This window comes from Mycobacterium sp. NGS45 (assembly GCF_059812645.1).
Window position 1 is genome coordinate 1 of sequence record NZ_JCALDB010000002.1, and the last position, 14,947, is coordinate 14,947.

13 protein-coding genes are annotated in these 14,947 nt (G+C 68.2%); 5 read left to right on the forward strand and 8 right to left on the reverse strand.

All coding sequences use genetic code 11. The annotated features are described in order from the left end of the window. Window positions 1-48: 48 nt before the first annotated feature. Window positions 49-1,791, forward strand: a complete 1,743-nt coding sequence (locus tag AC5Y3P_RS02295; RefSeq protein WP_500044283.1) for an AMP-binding protein — start codon at window positions 49-51, stop codon at window positions 1,789-1,791. A 57-nt stretch (window positions 1,792-1,848) separates the two neighbouring features. Continuing rightward, window positions 1,849-2,421, forward strand: coding sequence for an Rv2576c family protein (locus AC5Y3P_RS02300; RefSeq protein WP_500044284.1), 573 nt, complete (start codon window positions 1,849-1,851; stop codon window positions 2,419-2,421). A gap of 64 nt (window positions 2,422-2,485) precedes the next feature. On the opposite strand, the gene AC5Y3P_RS02305 is transcribed toward AC5Y3P_RS02300, so the two are convergent. The 6 genes from AC5Y3P_RS02305 to AC5Y3P_RS02330 all read right to left on the reverse strand — a co-directional run bounded on the left by AC5Y3P_RS02305 (window position 2,486) and on the right by AC5Y3P_RS02330 (window position 7,930). Next, window positions 2,486-2,932 (reverse strand): hemerythrin domain-containing protein, encoded by a 447-nt coding sequence (locus tag AC5Y3P_RS02305; protein WP_500044285.1) that lies wholly within the window; start codon window positions 2,930-2,932, stop codon window positions 2,486-2,488. Window positions 2,933-2,975: 43 nt separating this feature from the next. Beyond that, the gene (locus AC5Y3P_RS02310) at window positions 2,976-3,398 is read right to left on the reverse strand and encodes a nuclear transport factor 2 family protein (RefSeq protein WP_500044286.1); all 423 of its coding nucleotides are present in this window, start codon (window positions 3,396-3,398) and stop codon (window positions 2,976-2,978) included. A 67-nt stretch (window positions 3,399-3,465) separates the two neighbouring features. Next, the gene (locus tag AC5Y3P_RS02315; protein ID WP_500044287.1) at window positions 3,466-4,722 is read right to left on the reverse strand and encodes an acyl-CoA dehydrogenase family protein; all 1,257 of its coding nucleotides are present in this window, start codon (window positions 4,720-4,722) and stop codon (window positions 3,466-3,468) included. Beyond that, window positions 4,719-5,855 carry an acyl-CoA dehydrogenase family protein gene (locus AC5Y3P_RS02320; protein WP_500044288.1) on the reverse strand — a complete coding sequence of 379 codons (1,137 nt, stop codon included), beginning with the start codon at window positions 5,853-5,855 and terminating at the stop codon, window positions 4,719-4,721. Before AC5Y3P_RS02320 ends, AC5Y3P_RS02315 begins: the two co-directional genes overlap by 4 nt. A gap of 87 nt (window positions 5,856-5,942) precedes the next feature. Continuing rightward, complete coding sequence (locus AC5Y3P_RS02325) at window positions 5,943-7,172, reverse strand: amidohydrolase family protein (RefSeq protein ID WP_500044289.1); 1,230 nt, start codon at window positions 7,170-7,172, stop codon at window positions 5,943-5,945. Between the two features lie 143 nt (window positions 7,173-7,315). Beyond that, a complete protein-coding gene (locus tag AC5Y3P_RS02330) occupies window positions 7,316-7,930 on the reverse strand; it encodes a TetR/AcrR family transcriptional regulator (protein ID WP_500044290.1) in 615 nt (204 codons plus the stop codon). Window positions 7,931-8,052: 122 nt separating this feature from the next. Here AC5Y3P_RS02330 and AC5Y3P_RS02335 point away from each other — a divergent pair, with 122 nt between their 5' ends. Further along, window positions 8,053-8,925, forward strand: coding sequence for an LLM class flavin-dependent oxidoreductase (locus tag AC5Y3P_RS02335; protein ID WP_500044291.1), 873 nt, complete (start codon window positions 8,053-8,055; stop codon window positions 8,923-8,925). Further along, a complete protein-coding gene (locus AC5Y3P_RS02340) occupies window positions 8,922-9,803 on the forward strand; it encodes an acyl-CoA thioesterase (protein ID WP_500044292.1) in 882 nt (293 codons plus the stop codon). The genes AC5Y3P_RS02335 and AC5Y3P_RS02340 overlap by 4 nt, the downstream gene beginning before the upstream one ends. A 134-nt stretch (window positions 9,804-9,937) precedes the next feature. On the opposite strand, the gene AC5Y3P_RS02345 is transcribed toward AC5Y3P_RS02340, so the two are convergent. Both AC5Y3P_RS02345 and ypfJ read right to left on the reverse strand, forming a co-directional pair. Next, window positions 9,938-11,572 carry a DUF885 domain-containing protein gene (locus AC5Y3P_RS02345; RefSeq protein WP_500044293.1) on the reverse strand — a complete coding sequence of 545 codons (1,635 nt, stop codon included), beginning with the start codon at window positions 11,570-11,572 and terminating at the stop codon, window positions 9,938-9,940. A 14-nt stretch (window positions 11,573-11,586) separates the two neighbouring features. Further along, window positions 11,587-12,480, reverse strand: coding sequence for a KPN_02809 family neutral zinc metallopeptidase (ypfJ, locus tag AC5Y3P_RS02350; protein WP_500044294.1), 894 nt, complete (start codon window positions 12,478-12,480; stop codon window positions 11,587-11,589). 132 nt (window positions 12,481-12,612) lie between these two features. Here ypfJ and AC5Y3P_RS02355 point away from each other — a divergent pair, with 132 nt between their 5' ends. Next, window positions 12,613-14,838 carry a glycoside hydrolase family 3 C-terminal domain-containing protein gene (locus AC5Y3P_RS02355; protein ID WP_500044295.1) on the forward strand — a complete coding sequence of 742 codons (2,226 nt, stop codon included), beginning with the start codon at window positions 12,613-12,615 and terminating at the stop codon, window positions 14,836-14,838. The last annotated feature ends 109 nt before the right edge of the window (window positions 14,839-14,947 follow it).

The following is a 14,947-nucleotide window of genomic DNA, read 5'->3' on the forward strand; positions in this document are numbered from 1 at the left end:
GCCCGCATTTCACCGCGCTGCGCGCCACCACGGCGGTACCGTGATCGCGTGAATGAGCCTTGCGTCCCCACGGTGCTGCGCGAGCGCGCGAGTATGCAGCCCAACGACATCGCATTCACGTTCGTCGACTACGACACCGACTGGAACGGTGTCGCCGAAACGCTGACCTGGGCACAGGTGTACCGCCGAACGGTGAATGCCGCACGGGAGTTCAGCCGCGTGGGCGCGCCGGGGGATCGTGCGGTGATCCTCGCGCCGCAGAGCCTCGACTACGTCGTGGCGTTTCTGGGCGCGCTGCAGGCCGGGCTGGCCGCGGTGCCGCTGGCGGTTCCGCAGGGCGGCGTCAGCGACGAGCGGGTCACCTCTGTGCTGCTCGATGCGGCTCCGTCGGTGCTGCTCACCACGTCGGCGGTATCGGGGGTGGTCGACGAATACGTGCGCGCGCACGACGGCGTCGTGGCGCCCGCGGTCGTCGAGGTCGACCAGCTCGACCTGGACGCTGCACCGGTCTCCGGCGCCGGCGACGACGACGACGACCTGCCGGACCTCGCCTATCTGCAGTACACGTCGGGCTCGACCCGGTCACCGGCCGGGGTGGTGATGTCGCACGACAACATCATGGCCAACTTCGGTCAGTGGGCCGGCGGGTACTTCGCCCAATGGGGGCACGTGCCGCCGGCCGGCGCCACCGTGGTGTCGTGGCTGCCGTTCTACCACGACATGGGGCTGTATCTGGGTATCTGTGCCCCCATCCTGCAGGGTGTACCGGCGGTGATCACCAGCCCGGTTGCGTTCCTGCAGCGGCCCGCGCGGTGGATGCAACTGCTGGCCGGGCACCCCAAGAGCTTCACGGCCGGACCGAATTTCGCGTTCGAGTTGGCGGTGCGCAAGACCTCCGACGAGGACATGGCCGGACTCGACCTGTCCGACGTGCTGGTGATCGCCACCGGCAGCGAACGCGTGAATCCGGCTACGCTGCAACGCTTCACGCAGCGGTTCAGACCACTGGGCCTGCGCGAGGAAGTGGTCCGACCGTCCTACGGTCTCGCCGAGGCGACCGTCTTCGTTGCCAGCCGGGACGCCGGCGACCCGCCGAAGGTGGTGCGGTTCGACTCCGAGAAGCTCAGTGCCGGGAAGGCCGAGCCCTGCGAGCAGGGCGGTATCGCCCTGGTCAGCTACGGCCCGGCGACCTCGCCGCTGGTGCGCGTCGTCGACCCGGACAGCCGGCAGGAGTGTCCGTCGGGCACCGTCGGTGAGATCTGGGTGCACGGCCCCAATGTCGCGCAGGGTTACTGGGGCAAGGCCGATTCGTCGAAGGAGATGTTCCAGGCGAGCATCGAGACGCCGGCTCCGGGCACCCCCGAGGGCCCGTGGTTACGGACCGGCGATTCGGGCTTCTTCTTCGAGAACGAGCTCTACATCATCGCCCGGATCAAGGATCTGCTGATCGTCTACGGCCGCAACCATTCGCCCGACGACATCGAGGCCACCATCCAGGAGATCACCCACGGCCGGTGCGTGGCGATCGCCGTTCCGGACGCCACCACCGAGAAACTCGTGGTGATCGCCGAAGTGCGCAAGCGCGACGAGCCGGAAGCCGAGGTGGCCGCCAAATTGGCGGCGGTCAAGAGCGAGGTTGCGGCCGCCGTCTCGCAGACACACGGTCTGGCCATTGCCGACCTGGTGTTGGTGCCGCCCGGCTCGATACCGGTCACGACCAGCGGCAAGGTGCGTCGATCGACCTGCGTGGAGCAGTACCGCGGACGCCAATTCGCCCGCTTGGATGCCTGACCGACGGCGACCAGGTATTTGACCGCCGGGTGTAACGAACCACTACCGTGGGTAGATATGAGCAGCATGGGAATAGTGATGCGCAAGGTAGGGGCGACGTTCGGCATCTCGGCGATGGCGGTGTCCGCGGCAGTGACGATCGGTCTGGGTACGGCCAACGCCGATCCTGAAGTCACGCCGTCCCCCGAACCCACCACCGAACAGGCTCCCGCCGAACAGGCTCCGGCCGAAGCGGCTCCTGCTGAACAGGCGCCCGCCGAGGCGACGCCGGCCGAGGAGCCCACTACCGAACCCGCACCGGCCGCCGGCAACGTGACCTACACGCTGCTGTCCGATGCGCCCTACGCCTTTGAGATCACCTATCTGGTCAATCAGCCGGAAAGCAAGGACGCGTACAACGCCGACGCCTACTCCTACCTCAAGCGCGAGAAGGTCACCGTCGCACCGGATGCGCCCTGGGTGTACAGCGCCGACCTCGCCGACCCGCAGTGGGCCATCCTGACCGCCAGCAGCACCACCCACGGTGGCCAGGGTGCGCCGAACGCGCGCTGCCAGATCAGCGTCGACGGCCAGGTCGTCGCCGACGTCGCGGCGCCCTACAGCCCGCGCTGCCAGCTCGGCCAGTGGTGATCACCGCACTTTCCTGACCGCCGAAGCCCCGTCACCGTTACCGCGGTGACGGGGTTTTCTTTGGCTATTCGCCGATCATCTGCGCGCCCGGGTGCGCCTCATGCCAGGCCGCGATCGCGGTGTCCCACTGTCCACCGTCCAGCGTGGTCAGCGAGGCCGGAAACAAGCCGTCCTCTTCCTTGGCGATGTGGGCATACAGTTCGTCGAGTTCGCGGCGGATCCGCTGCTGGTCGGCGGCCGCGGTGACGTCGACGCCATCCAGGAACGCGCCCAACGCGCGGTGTTCGGCCACCAGCGGGCTGATGTGCTCGGCGAACATGTCGTCCTCGTCGCGCAGCACCGCGAACAAACCGTTCTCCTCGCCGCGCCAATGCGCGCGCAGTTCCTCGGTCATCGCGGCCACCTCGCGGCGTGCCTTGTCCAGGTCCCCGGCGTCCAGAGCCCGCACCGCGGCGCCGCCGTGGTTGATCACCCGTTCATGCTCGGCGATGTAGTCGCGCAGCAACGGCATGTCCCGGCATCCGCAGTACTGGCACATCGCAACCGGCGACCTCTCAGCTCTCGGCCTGGCCGAACTCCATGGTGTTCATGTTCCAGTACCCGCGCAGGTTGGTGATCAAGCCGGCGTCGTCGACCCGGTAGGTGAACACCCCGCGCACGGTGGAGGTCATGCCGCCGTCGAAATGGCTGCGCAGCACCAGGATGTGCGCGATCTCGCTGGGCGAGCTGGACGGGAAAGTCTCCTCGCAGGTGATCCGCGTGTTGCTCTTGCCGACGATGGTGTCGTAGAACTCGGCCACCGCGGCCTTGCCGCGCACCCCGTTGCCGTCGGCGTTGGTCGGGGCGGGCCCGATCGGATCCTCGATGACGACGTCGTCGGCCATCAACGCCAGCCAGGCCTGCTTGTCCTGGGCCTGCACCGCAGCCCAGGACGCGCGCGAGGCGGCCAAGGCGGGGGAGACGTCGATGGTCGTCATGGGCTACTCCTCGCTCCGGTGTACACAGCTCACCTCACACTAGCCAGCTGCCGGCGCGGTTTGAACCTCAGGACGAGCGGTTGCGTTTGACCTGGTTGAACGGCACGCCGCGGTCGGCAGCCATTTCGCGCGGGAAACCGAGCACGCGTTCGCTGATCACGTTGCGGGCCATTTCGGTGCTACCGCCGCCGAGTGAGCCGGTCTGCCGCGACAGGTACCGGACCCCGACCTCGAGCAGACCGGATCCGTCGTCGACCACACCGGCGGTGCCCGCGATCTGCAGCGCAGTGTCCACCTCGAGTTCGGTGGTCTCGGCGTGGAACAGCCGGATCAGGGTGCCCGCGGTCGGCGGCAGCGAACCATTGGCCACCGCGGCCGACACATGCGCGATCAACTGTTGCTTGACCTCGCGGTGCACGAAGGCCTTGCCGGCCAATTCCTGGATAGCGGTGTCGTCACCGAGCCCGGCCGCCTCGGCCAGTCCGATGTGATCCGGCGGCGCCTCGTTGGCATTCTCCGAACCGGTGCCGCTGATGAACTCCGAACCGCCGCCGACCGCGCGGCGCTCGTGGAACAACTGCCGGGACGCCACCGCCCAGCCGTTGTTCACCTCGCCGACCACGGCGTCCGCGGGCAACTCGAGGCCGTCGAAGAACTCCTCGCAGAATTCTTCGTTGCCGTTGACTTCCTTGATCCGGCGCATCGTGATGCCGTCGGCGGCCAGCGGCACCAGGAACATGGTCAGACCCTCGTGCTTGGGCACCGACCAGTCGGTGCGCGCCAGCATCAGCCCGTAGTCCGCGGCGAACGCGCTGGTACTCCAGGTCTTGGCCCCGTTGATGATCCACTTGTCGCCGACCTTCTCGGCGCGGGTGATCACACCAGCCAGATCGGAGCCGCCACTGGGTTCGGACAACAGCTGGCACAGGATCTGATCACCGCGGATCGCCGCGGCGATGTGCTCGCGCTTCTGCTCTTCGCTACCCATGTCCAGGATCGTTGCCGCGCAGATGGCGAACGACGGCACGTTGAGGATCAGCGGCATCTCATAGCCGCGGGTTTCGACGTTGAACGCCTGCTGATAGGCGATGTCCAAACCCAGACCGCCGTACTCGCGCGGGAAGCAGATCCCGGCGAAGCCACCGGCGTACAACTTGCGCTGCAGATCCCGGGCCCGGTCCCAGGACGACTGTTCGGCGCGCACAGAGTAGGGCGGGTTGTCCGGATCGATCGCCGGCATGTTCTCGGCCAGCCAGGCCCGTGCCCGGGTGGCGAATTCTTCGACGGACTCGGTGGTCTCGGAGGCGATCACGGTCTCGGTCATGCCTTGCTTTCCGCCTTCCTGTTCAGCGCGTACACGGCACGCTGGTGATCTTCGGGGGAGCCGAACATGGCCCGGTACAACGCAACTCGCCGCAGATACAGGTGCAGATCGTGCTCCCAGGTGACGCCGATGCCGCCGTGCAGTTGCACGCAGTCCTGCAGCATCGCCGGCGCCCGTTCGGCCACGTATGCCTTGGCCACCGCCACCAGCCTGGGCGCCTCGGGTGAGCGTGCGGACACCGCCGCGACGGCACCCGCGGTGGTGGCTCGGGCTGCCTCGAACCACAGCTTCATGTCCGCGGCGCGGTGCTTGAGCGCCTGATATGACGACAGCGGCCGACCGAAGCTGTGCCGGTCGCTGAGCCACTGGAAGGTCATGGCCAGCACCGCGTCGAGGATGCCGACGATCTCGGCGCACTGCAGCACCAGTGCGATCTGGCGCTGCCGTTCGACGATCGCGGCGGTGTTCTCGGCGGTACCCACCGCAGCGCTCTCGGGCACCTCGACACCGGCGAATTCCACTCGGGCGTACCGCTTCACCAGATCCAGCGACTGCGCCGGGGTGACCGTGACGCCGGCCGCATCGGTGGGCACCAGCACCTGGCGCAGCTGACCACCGTCGTCGGCGGTGACCAACAGCAGGCCCGCGTTGTCACCTGCTTCCACCCGGTCTTTGACTCCGTCGAGGCGCCAACCGGATTCGGTGCGGGTCGCGGTGAGTCCGGCCCGAGTGGGATCGAACGGTTGGCCCGGTTCGTACACCGCCCAGGATGCGACGAGTTCACCGGACACCAGCGACTCGATGGTCTCCTCGTGTCCCTCCGGCGCCTCCACCAGGCCGGCCAGCACGACGCTGACCGGATGCAGCGGACCCGGCGCGACGGTGCGCCCGATCTGCTCGGCCACCAGCGCCAGATCAGCCAGACCGTCGCCGGAAACGCTGCCGCCACCGAGTTCCTCGGGAACCAGCAGGCTGGCCCAACCCAGCTCGGCGGCTCGCTGCCACCAGTCCGGTTCGAAGGCAACACCTTCGGCGTGCAGTGCGCGCACGCGCTCCAGCGAGGCTTCCTTGTCGATGAACGCCTGTGCGGTTGAGGCGAACAACATCTGTTCTGGATTTGCCACTTCGGTCATGAGTTTCGTTGTGCCTCTTCGCGATGGGGGATCAAGCACCGTGAGCGCGCCGGTGGTACCGACACGCTCACGGTATACGAGACGGGATCAGGCGATCACCAGGGCTGGCACATCGGGCTTGTGCACCTGCTTGTTCTCGACGCCGAACAGGTCGATCAGGTTCTTGCCCATCACCTTGCGGACACCTTCATCGTCGAGGCCCTGGCGCTCCAGGTCGTCGGCCAAGGTGATCGGATCTGCCAGGCCCTCCGGATGCGGCCAGTCCGAACCGAAGATGATCCGGTCGATGCCGCACAGGTCGGCCATCTGCTTGAAGTCGTCCTCCCAGAACGGAGCGACGTACACGCAGCGCTTGAAGGCCTCGATCGGGTCCTCTGGAAACTCCTGCGGCATCTTCGAATAGACGTCCTTGAACTGGTAGAACAGGTAGGGCACCCAGGAGGCGCCGTTCTCCACCGACAGGATGCGCAGGTCCGGATTACGGGTCAGCGCGCCGTGGCAGACCAGCGCGGCCATGGTGTCCTCGATCGGGCGCTTGCCCATGGCCACCATCCGGAACGAGGTCGGCTTGAACGGCAGGAACTCGTCGGCGGGCTCCCAGTCGTTGAGGTACTGCGCATAGCCGCTGTCGGAGGCGTGCATGCAGACCGGGATGCCGGCCTTGACGCAGGCGTCCCAGAACGGGTCGAACTCGGGCAGGCCCATCGAGCGGCTGCCGCGGTAACCGGGGACCGGTGCGGGCCGGACCAGCACGGTCTTGGCGCCCCGCTCGAGGCACCACTCCAGTTCCTCGAGGGCGCGGTCGACCACGCCGAGGTTGATCACCGGGGTGGAGAAGATGCGGTCGGAGTAGTTGAACGACCAGGTCTCATACATCCACTGGTTGAGCGCGTGAATGATGTCGAGGATCAGGTCCGGGTCGTCCTTGAGCCGTTCCTCGACCAGGCTGGCCAGGGTGGGGAACATGATCGTGTAATCCAGGCCCAGGCCGTCGAGCACTTCGAGCCGGGCTTCGGGATTGCGGAAGGCCGGGATCGCCTTCATCGGCTTGCCCATCACCTCGCGGTAGCTCTTGCCGCCGCTGCCGTGCCGGAAGTACTCCTCCTGGGCGCCGGGGCGGGCGACCACCTCGAAGGTGGGGTTGGGGATGTAGTCGCTGATCTGGTTGCGCACCACGATCTTGGTCCGGCCGTGCACGTCGATGTAGTCGATGACGCCCTTGCGGTTCTCGGGCAGGAACTGGGTGAGCGCTTCCTTGGGTTCGTAGAAGTGGTTGTCGGCGTCGAACACCGGATAGTCGAGGATGCGGGACGGCATTGTGGACTCCTGGGCTGTCAGTTGACCGAAGGGGCAGACGGTGGCGGTAACGCCATTACCACCCCAGTGGTAACGAGGTTACCACGCCGTGACGGTATGCCGCCAGAATGTAACGTTGAACCAGGTTCGTGCAGGTCAGATGGTCAGCGCAGCAGTCCGCGCAGACAAAAACCGTAGACGTGGGCGCCGTCGATCGGCCGCCCGTTGAGTTCTGCGCCCAGATCCCGCAGCCGCACCGCGCCGAGCACGGTTTGCATCAGGATCGCGGCGTCGGTCTGGACGTCCAGATCGGGCCGGAAACTGCCCTCGTCGACACCGCGCTGCAGGATGTCGCAGATCAACCCGTGCAGGGGCGAGAGCACCCGGGCGAACTCCTTGGGCCGGGTCTCCAGCAGGTGGTCGTCGTAGTAGGTCAGACCTCGGTTGATGCTGTTCTGGGTGCTCGATGCCGCCGGCGCACTGATCCGGTCGATCAGCATCCGCAGCGCCTCGGTGCTGGGTCGACCCGCGGTCTCTTCGGTCCAGCGTTCGGTGGAGTCCGCCATGATCTTCTCGACCAGCGCCAACAGCAGTTCGTCCTTGCTGGCGAAGTGCTGGTAGAACGCGCGCAGTGAGGTCTTGGACCGCTCCACCACCTCGGCCACGGTGAAGTCGGTGCGCCCGGTTTCGCCCAGGATTGCCAGGGCGGAGCGCATGAAGCTCTCGGCGCGCGACTCACCGGCGGGCCGCTGCGCCTTGGCGCCGTTCGGCACTGCCATTGCCACCCCTAGAGCTTCCACGCGCACGGATTGCCACGTTGGTGGACGAGGGTACCGGCTTTACACCGTGCTGTGCGAGTGTCTAGCGCGCAGGCCGCCCGGGCCGTTACTGTCTTGGACCCATGGCCGAGTGGTACCTGTTTTTGCCCCAAGTGCGGCTGGGCATCGATGAGGTGGTGTTGCGCGCGCGCACCGCCGAAGCGGCCGGATTCGACGGCATCGCGTTCATCGACCACCTGGAGCCTCCCGGTGCGCAAGACCAAAGCATCTGGGAGGCAATGACTATCGCCACTTGGGTGGCGGCGGCCACCGAACGGCTGCGGATTTCTCACCTGGTGCTCTGTGACGCCTTCCGGCATCCGGCGGTGCTGGCCAAGCAAGCTGTCACGCTGGCCGAGGCATCCGGCGGTCGGTTCGAACTGGGCCTCGGTTCCGGATCCTGGCCGGCCGAATTCGACCGCTTCGGCATCGACGGCGGTGACGACGCCAAGGGACGCGCGCGTCGGCTGGCCGCCGATGTGGAGCTGATCCGCGAGTACTGGGGCTGTGCCGGGGTCACCGAACGCACCCAGCAACCCGTTGCCGCCCAACCGATCCCGTTGGTCCTCGGCGGTACCGGCAAGACCACCATGGACCTGGTCCGCCGCTACGCGGACTGGTGGAACATTCCGTCGCACCAACTCGACCGGCTCGACGATCTGCTACCGACCATCGGGTCGGCCCGGGCGTCGTTGCAGCAGATGGTCGGTTTCGTCGGCGCCGACGCCGACCGCGAAAAAGTGGTCGAAACCAGCACGCGGCGCTTCGGACATCTGGGCGACGGGCTGGTGTGCGGCGACGCGGGCGAGTTGTCGGCCCACTTCGACGGGTTGCAGGCCCGCGGCATCGAACGTTTCTACGTCTGGTTCGCCGACTTCGCCGCACCGCAGACCATCGGCGAATTCGCCGACACCGTAATCAAAGTCGTCACCCGATCAGGAGGAAATCAACAGTGACAACGCAATCGGAACCGATCGTCTGGACCGTTCAGACGCTGCTCGACCTGTTCGACGTCGAGCAGATCGAGGAGAACAAGTTCGCGGCTCCCACCGGACCGACCGGTGAGGACGAGCGTCAGGTGGTCGAGGGCACCCAGGTGCTGGCCCAGAGCATCGTCGCGGTGGCCAAGCGGTTCCCGGAGAAGTCGGTGCGTTCGGCGCACGCGGTGTTCAGCCGGGCCGTACTGGTCGGTGCGCCGGTGGAATTGCTGATCGATGTGGTGCAGGAAGGTCGTTCGACCGCGACCGCCGTGGTCACCGCACTGCAGAACGGCAAGCGCTGCATCACCATCACCGTGTTGGCCGACGTGCCGACCGCTGATGTGATCACCCACCACCAGCCGCGCCCGGATGTGGCCGGACCGGACGAGGCCAACGAGTGCCGGATGCCGATGGTGGGCCGGCAGGTCCGGTTGGTCGACGTGGTGGACGTGAACAGCCCCGACGAGGTGGGTCCACCCGAGCTGTACGCCTGGCTGCACTACGACCCGATCCCGACCCGCGACGATCTGGCCAAGGCGTTGATCGCGTATTTCACTGGACACCTGGGTATTTCGACCACCATGCGGGCACACGAGGGGATCGGTACGGCGCAGGCGCACCTGACCGTGTCGACCGCGCCGATGACCGTGACGGTCAGTTTCCACGAGCCGGTCAGCTGGGACGGTTGGCTGCTCTACACCCATGAGAGCACCCAGGTCGGGGCCGGCATGTCCTATGTGCGCGGCACCGTGCACACCGAGGCCGGCGAACTGATCGCGTCGTTCGGGCAGGACGGTCTGATCCGGCCGTTGCGCACCACCGACAACGCGATCGCCGCGACGGCTCGGCTCTAGGTCGACGGTAGCCGCGCCCCCCGTCGTAGAAACTGCGAAACGATCCGCCTAGGACGGCGTGTCGCGGATGAAACCGCAGTTTCGGCCGGGGGGCGGCCGGCGGTGGGGTGCGGCCAGCAGCGGACGGCGGCCGGCTACGCCGACAGCGCCGACTTCAGCACGTCGAGTGGCAGCCCGCCCAAGTCCAGTGCGCGGCTGTGGAACTCACGCAGCGAGGACCCCGCGGCCAAGGCGTCGTCGCGCAGCTGCTGCCAGAATCGCTGCCCGATCGCATACGACGGCGCCTGCCCGGGCCAGCCCAGGTAGCGATCCAACTCGAAGCGCAGATTCTCCTCGGCCATCGCCGAGTGCGTGGTGAGGAACTCCCAGGCGCGCTCGGCGTCCCAGTGCCCACCGCCGGGTGCCGGCAGTCCGCAGTGCACACCGATGTCGATCACCACCCGCGCGGCGCGGAACCGCTGGGCGTCGAGCATCCCCATCCGGTCGCCGTCATCGTCGAGCCAGCCCAGCTCGGCCATCAGCCGTTCGGCGTACAGCGCCCAACCCTCACCGTGGCCGGACACCCAACACCCCAGCCGGCGCCACCGGTTGAGCTGGTCGCCCAGCGCCACGGCCCGACCGATCTGCAGGTGATGACCGGGCACGCCCTCATGGAAGACCGTGGTGGTCTCCTTCCAGATGTGGAACTCGTCGACACCGGGCGGCACCGACCACCACATCCGGCCCGGCCGGCTCAGATCCTCCGACGGCCCGGTGTAGTAGATGCCGCCGGTCGCGGTGGGGGCGATTCGGCATTCCAGCGTGCACAACGGTTCGGCGATCTCGAAGTGCGTGCCCGCCAGTGCTGCCACCACCCGGTCGGACAGCTCCTGCATCCAGCGCTGCAGCGCGTCCACACCCGACACGGTGTAGCGCGACTCGGCGTCCAACGCCGCCATCGCCTCGGCCGGCGTGGCCCCGGGGTAGAGCCGGTCGGCGATCGAATACTGTTCGGCGACAATGGATTCCAACAGAGCCAGGCCCCAGCTGTAGGTTTCGTCCACATCCACCTCGGCGCCCAGGAATTGCCGGGAGTGCAGCCGGTACTCGTCGCGCCCGCAGCCATCCTGGGTGCCGGCCCGCGGTGCCACCTCGGTGCGCAGCACCTCGGCCAACCGCTGGTAGGCCGAGGCCGCGGCCGCCGCGTTCTCGGCCAGCGAGGTGGTCAGCGCCGGGCTGGTTTCCGGTGCGCCGCTGATCATCTCGACGAACAAGTCGGCGGAGGTGACGGCCTGCGTGATGCCGCGGGCCACCTGCCGCAGCGCGGGCGGTCGGCCGCGTTCGGTGCGCTCGCGCAGCGCCACCAGGTAGCTGTCCACGCTGGCCGGCACCGCGGCCAATCGCCGGGCGATCAGCGCCCAATCTTCCTCGGTTTCGGTGGCCATCAGGTCGAACACGTCACGGATGGTTTGCAGCGGTGAGGCGATGACGTTCAACTCGCCGACATCCAAAGCTGCCTCGTGACAGTCCAGGACGACCCCGAGCCGCTCCCGCATGGCGGCCGCGGTCACCCGGTCGGTGCTGTCGACCGGGGCGGCGGCGTCGAGTTCGCGTAGCGCCGCGCGGGCCGCATCCGCGCGGGCATCGGTGGCCTCGGGGGAGTAGTCGGTGAGTCGATCGTCATGACCGACGATGCCCAGTTCGGTTGCCGCGCATGGGTCGAGGGCGGCAAGAGTGTCGAGGTAGCGGTCAGCGACCGAATCGACCGGGGTGGATGTCCTTGGGGTCACGTTCCTCGCTGTGACTAACCGTCGAGGCTCGCGGCGCCGTAGGTGTCACACTTGCGCAGGTCGCCGGTCTGGTAACCGACGGTGAACCAGTGCTGACGCTGCTCGGACGAACCGTGCGTCCAGCCCTCCGGGTCGACCCGCCCGGTGGCTGCCTTCTGGATCCGGTCGTCGCCCACCGAGGCAGCCGCCGACAGCGCATCACTGATGTCCTTGTCGCTCAACGGCTTCAGGAACGGTTGATCGGATCCGGGGGCGTTGATCACCGCGGCGTAGTGCGCCCACACACCGGCGTAGCAGTCGGCCTGCAGCTCGGTGCGCACGCTGTTGCCTTCCGCGCCCTGCGGGCCGCGCTGCGCCTTGGCCAGGTTGCCCATCAGGTTCTGCACGTGGTGGCCGTACTCGTGGGCCACCACGTACTCCTGGGCCAGTGGCCCACCGCTGGAACCGAACCGGGTCGTGAGCAGGTCGAAGAAGTCGACGTCGAAGTAGGCGGTGCGGTCGGCCGGGCAGTAGAACGGGCCGACGTCGCTGGTGGCTGCACCGCACGCGGTGTCGACCTGCCCGCTGAACAGCATCATCGACGGCGGGGTGTACCCGCGCAGCAGCTGGCCGAAGACCGTGTCCACCGAGTTGCCGGTCGCGATCACCCGGCACTCGACCATGGTGTTGGCGTCAGCTCCGGTGCGGCACTTGGACTTGTCGAATCCGGGAGTCTGCACGCCGGGGGAATCGACGCTCTGCTGAGTGACGATGCCGCCCGGGTCCACACCCAGGAACAGCGCCAGCAGCATGATGATCAAACCACCGACGCCGCCGCCGATCGCCATACCGCGACCGCCGAACCCGCCCCCGCCGCCGCTCGTCGACGTGGTGCTGGTGTCGATCCGGACCCCTTCGTTGAAGGTCATCGGCGCTCTCCATCCGCATCCTGGCATCGGCCCGGGCTGACCGGGTCTACTCGGCTACAGCTTTGCACATGCCGTTGCTGGTGTGGCTGACATCGGCACCTCCGGACCGCAGTAGGCGCTACCGTCGAGCGAATGGGTGAGTTGCCGATCGCCGAGCAGGCGAAGCTGACCAGCGGCGCTGACTTCTGGACCACCAAGGCCGTCGAGCCGGCCGGTGCCGAGCCGGTCGGCTCGATCACCCTGACCGACGGCCCGCACGGTGTACGCCGCCAGCGCGGCGCGACCGACCACCTGGGGATCAACGCGGCCGAACCGGCCACTTGCTTTCCGCCGGCGGTCGCGCTGGCCCAAACCTGGGATCCGGAGCTGATCGCGCGGGTGGCCGGCGCGATCGGGACCGAGGCGCACGCCCTGGACGTGCAGGTGGTGTTGGGGCCCGGGGTCAACATCAAGCGGGATCCGCGCGGCGGGCGCAACTTCGAGTACTACTCCGAGGATCCGCACCTGGCCGGGGTGCTGGGCAGCGCCTGGGTCTCGGGTATCCAGGCCCGCGGCGTAGGGGCCTCGGTCAAGCACTTCGCGGCCAACAACCAGGAAACCGACCGGATGCGGGTCAGCGCCGAGGTCGACGCCCGCGCGTTGCGTGAGATCTACCTGCGGCCGTTCCACCGGATCGTGACCCGGGCCAAGCCGTGGACGGTGATGGCGGCCTACAACCAGATCAACGGGGTGCCGGCCACCGAGGACCGCTGGCTGCTGACCACGGTGTTGCGCGAACAGTGGGGGTTCGACGGCGTGGTGGTCAGCGACTGGGGCGCGGTCGCCGACCGGGTCGCCGCGGTGACCGCCGGTATGGACCTGACCATGCCCGGCGGCGACGACGTCGGCGACCGCGAGGTGCTCGCGGCGGTGCGAACCGATGCCGCGGTGGCCGCGGCCGTGGCCGTCAGCGCCGACCGGATCGCCGCCTTGGCTCGGCGCGGCGCCCGGAACCGCCGCCCGGACACCGTGGTCGACACCGATGCGCACCACGAACTGGCGCGCGAGGCTGCCCGCCGAGCGATCGTGCTGCTGCGCAACGACGACTTCGCGCCGGGTTCAGCCACGTTGCCGCTGCCGGCCGGTGAAGCTGTGGCCGTGATCGGCGAGTTCGCCCGCACGCCGCGCTATCAAGGCGGCGGCAGTTCCCACGTGCCACCGACCCGGCTCGACATACCGCTCGACGAGATCGCGGCGCGTGCCGGCGGCCCGGTGCAGTTCGCCGCGGGATACGGCGGCGACGGCGACCCGGCTGCGTTGTGCGCCGAGGCGGCCGGCATCGCCGCCGACGCCGGTGCCGCGGTGGTGTTCCTGGGTCTGGACGACGCCGCCGAAAGCGAGGGATTCGACCGGACCGGCATCGACCTGCCGCCAGAGCAATTGGATCTGCTGGCCGCGGTGCTTGCCGTGCAGCCGCGCACCGTCGTGGTGCTGGTGCACGGCGGGGTGCTGGCCCTGCGACCGGTGGCCGCGCCCGCGGTGCTCGACGCCGCGCTGGGCGGTCAGGGCGGTGGCGCGGCGGTCGCCGACGTGCTCTACGGGCTGGTGAATCCGTCCGGGAAGCTGGCCGAGACCGCACCCCGCCGGTTGGCCGACGCGCCGTCGTACTTGAACTTTCCCGGCGAGGCCGGGCAGGTGCGCTACGGCGAGGGCATCTTCGTCGGCTACCGCTGGTACGACGCGCGTGACCTCAGCGTCGAGTTCGCGTTCGGACATGGCTTGTCCTACACCAGCTTCGAGTACCGCGATCTGCAGGTGCAGCCCGACGGTGACGGGTTGGTGGCTGCCGTGACGATCGTCAACACCGGTGCGCGTGCCGGACGTGAGGTGGCGCAGTTCTATCTCGCGGTGCCGGACTCGCGGGTGCAACGCGCGCCGCGGCAACTCGTCGGGTTCGGCTCGGTGCAGCTGGAACCGGGGCAGCAGCAGCGTCTGCAGGTCCGCCTGGACCGCGACGATCTGCTGTATTGGGATGTGCGGATGGGGGATTGGGAGCTCGAACCCGGGACCTACCGGATCGACGTGGGCGCCTCCAGCCGCGACATCCGAGCCGAGATCACGGTGCCGGTCGAGGGCACCCCGGCCGCGGTGCCGTTGCGGATGTCGTCCACGTTGGCCGAGGTGTTCGCCGACCCGGCCGCGCGGCAACGGTTGCAGACGCTGCTGGCGCAAGTGATGCCGGCCGGTGTGCCGGACGAGGCGGCCGGCTTCGGTGCGGTGGCCGCGATGGCGGCCGGCATCCCGCTCGACCGGCTGGCGGGCTTCAGCGGCGGCGCGATCACCCGCGAGCAGCTGCGCCAGGTGATCGAGGACCGGTAGCCCGGTACGACGCGCTCGATCGCTCGTCGGCATCGCGGCGTGATCGGCATACTCGCCCAGGTAGTGGCGTACGCCACCTCATAGACTGGTCAGTCGTCTCGGGCCCCCG

Excerpts from the sequence above, each read along its gene's own strand:
- AC5Y3P_RS02325 (WP_500044289.1), bottom strand. The coding sequence starts at position 7,172 with ATGCCGTCCCGCATCCTCGACTATCCGGTGTTCGACGCCGACAACCAC.
- AC5Y3P_RS02305 (WP_500044285.1), bottom strand. The coding sequence starts at position 2,932 with ATGCCGTTGCTGCGCGACTACATCGCCGAGCATGAACGGGTGATCAAC.
- AC5Y3P_RS02335 (WP_500044291.1), top strand. The coding sequence starts at position 8,053 with ATGGCCGAGTGGTACCTGTTTTTGCCCCAAGTGCGGCTGGGCATCGAT.
- AC5Y3P_RS02355 (WP_500044295.1), top strand. The coding sequence starts at position 12,613 with ATGGGTGAGTTGCCGATCGCCGAGCAGGCGAAGCTGACCAGCGGCGCT.
- AC5Y3P_RS02330 (WP_500044290.1), bottom strand. The coding sequence starts at position 7,930 with ATGGCAGTGCCGAACGGCGCCAAGGCGCAGCGGCCCGCCGGTGAGTCG.
- ypfJ (WP_500044294.1), bottom strand. The coding sequence starts at position 12,480 with ATGACCTTCAACGAAGGGGTCCGGATCGACACCAGCACCACGTCGACG.
- AC5Y3P_RS02320 (WP_500044288.1), bottom strand. The coding sequence starts at position 5,855 with ATGACCGAAGTGGCAAATCCAGAACAGATGTTGTTCGCCTCAACCGCA.
- AC5Y3P_RS02315 (WP_500044287.1), bottom strand. The coding sequence starts at position 4,722 with ATGACCGAGACCGTGATCGCCTCCGAGACCACCGAGTCCGTCGAAGAA.
- AC5Y3P_RS02300 (WP_500044284.1), top strand. The coding sequence starts at position 1,849 with ATGAGCAGCATGGGAATAGTGATGCGCAAGGTAGGGGCGACGTTCGGC.
- AC5Y3P_RS02310 (WP_500044286.1), bottom strand. The coding sequence starts at position 3,398 with ATGACGACCATCGACGTCTCCCCCGCCTTGGCCGCCTCGCGCGCGTCC.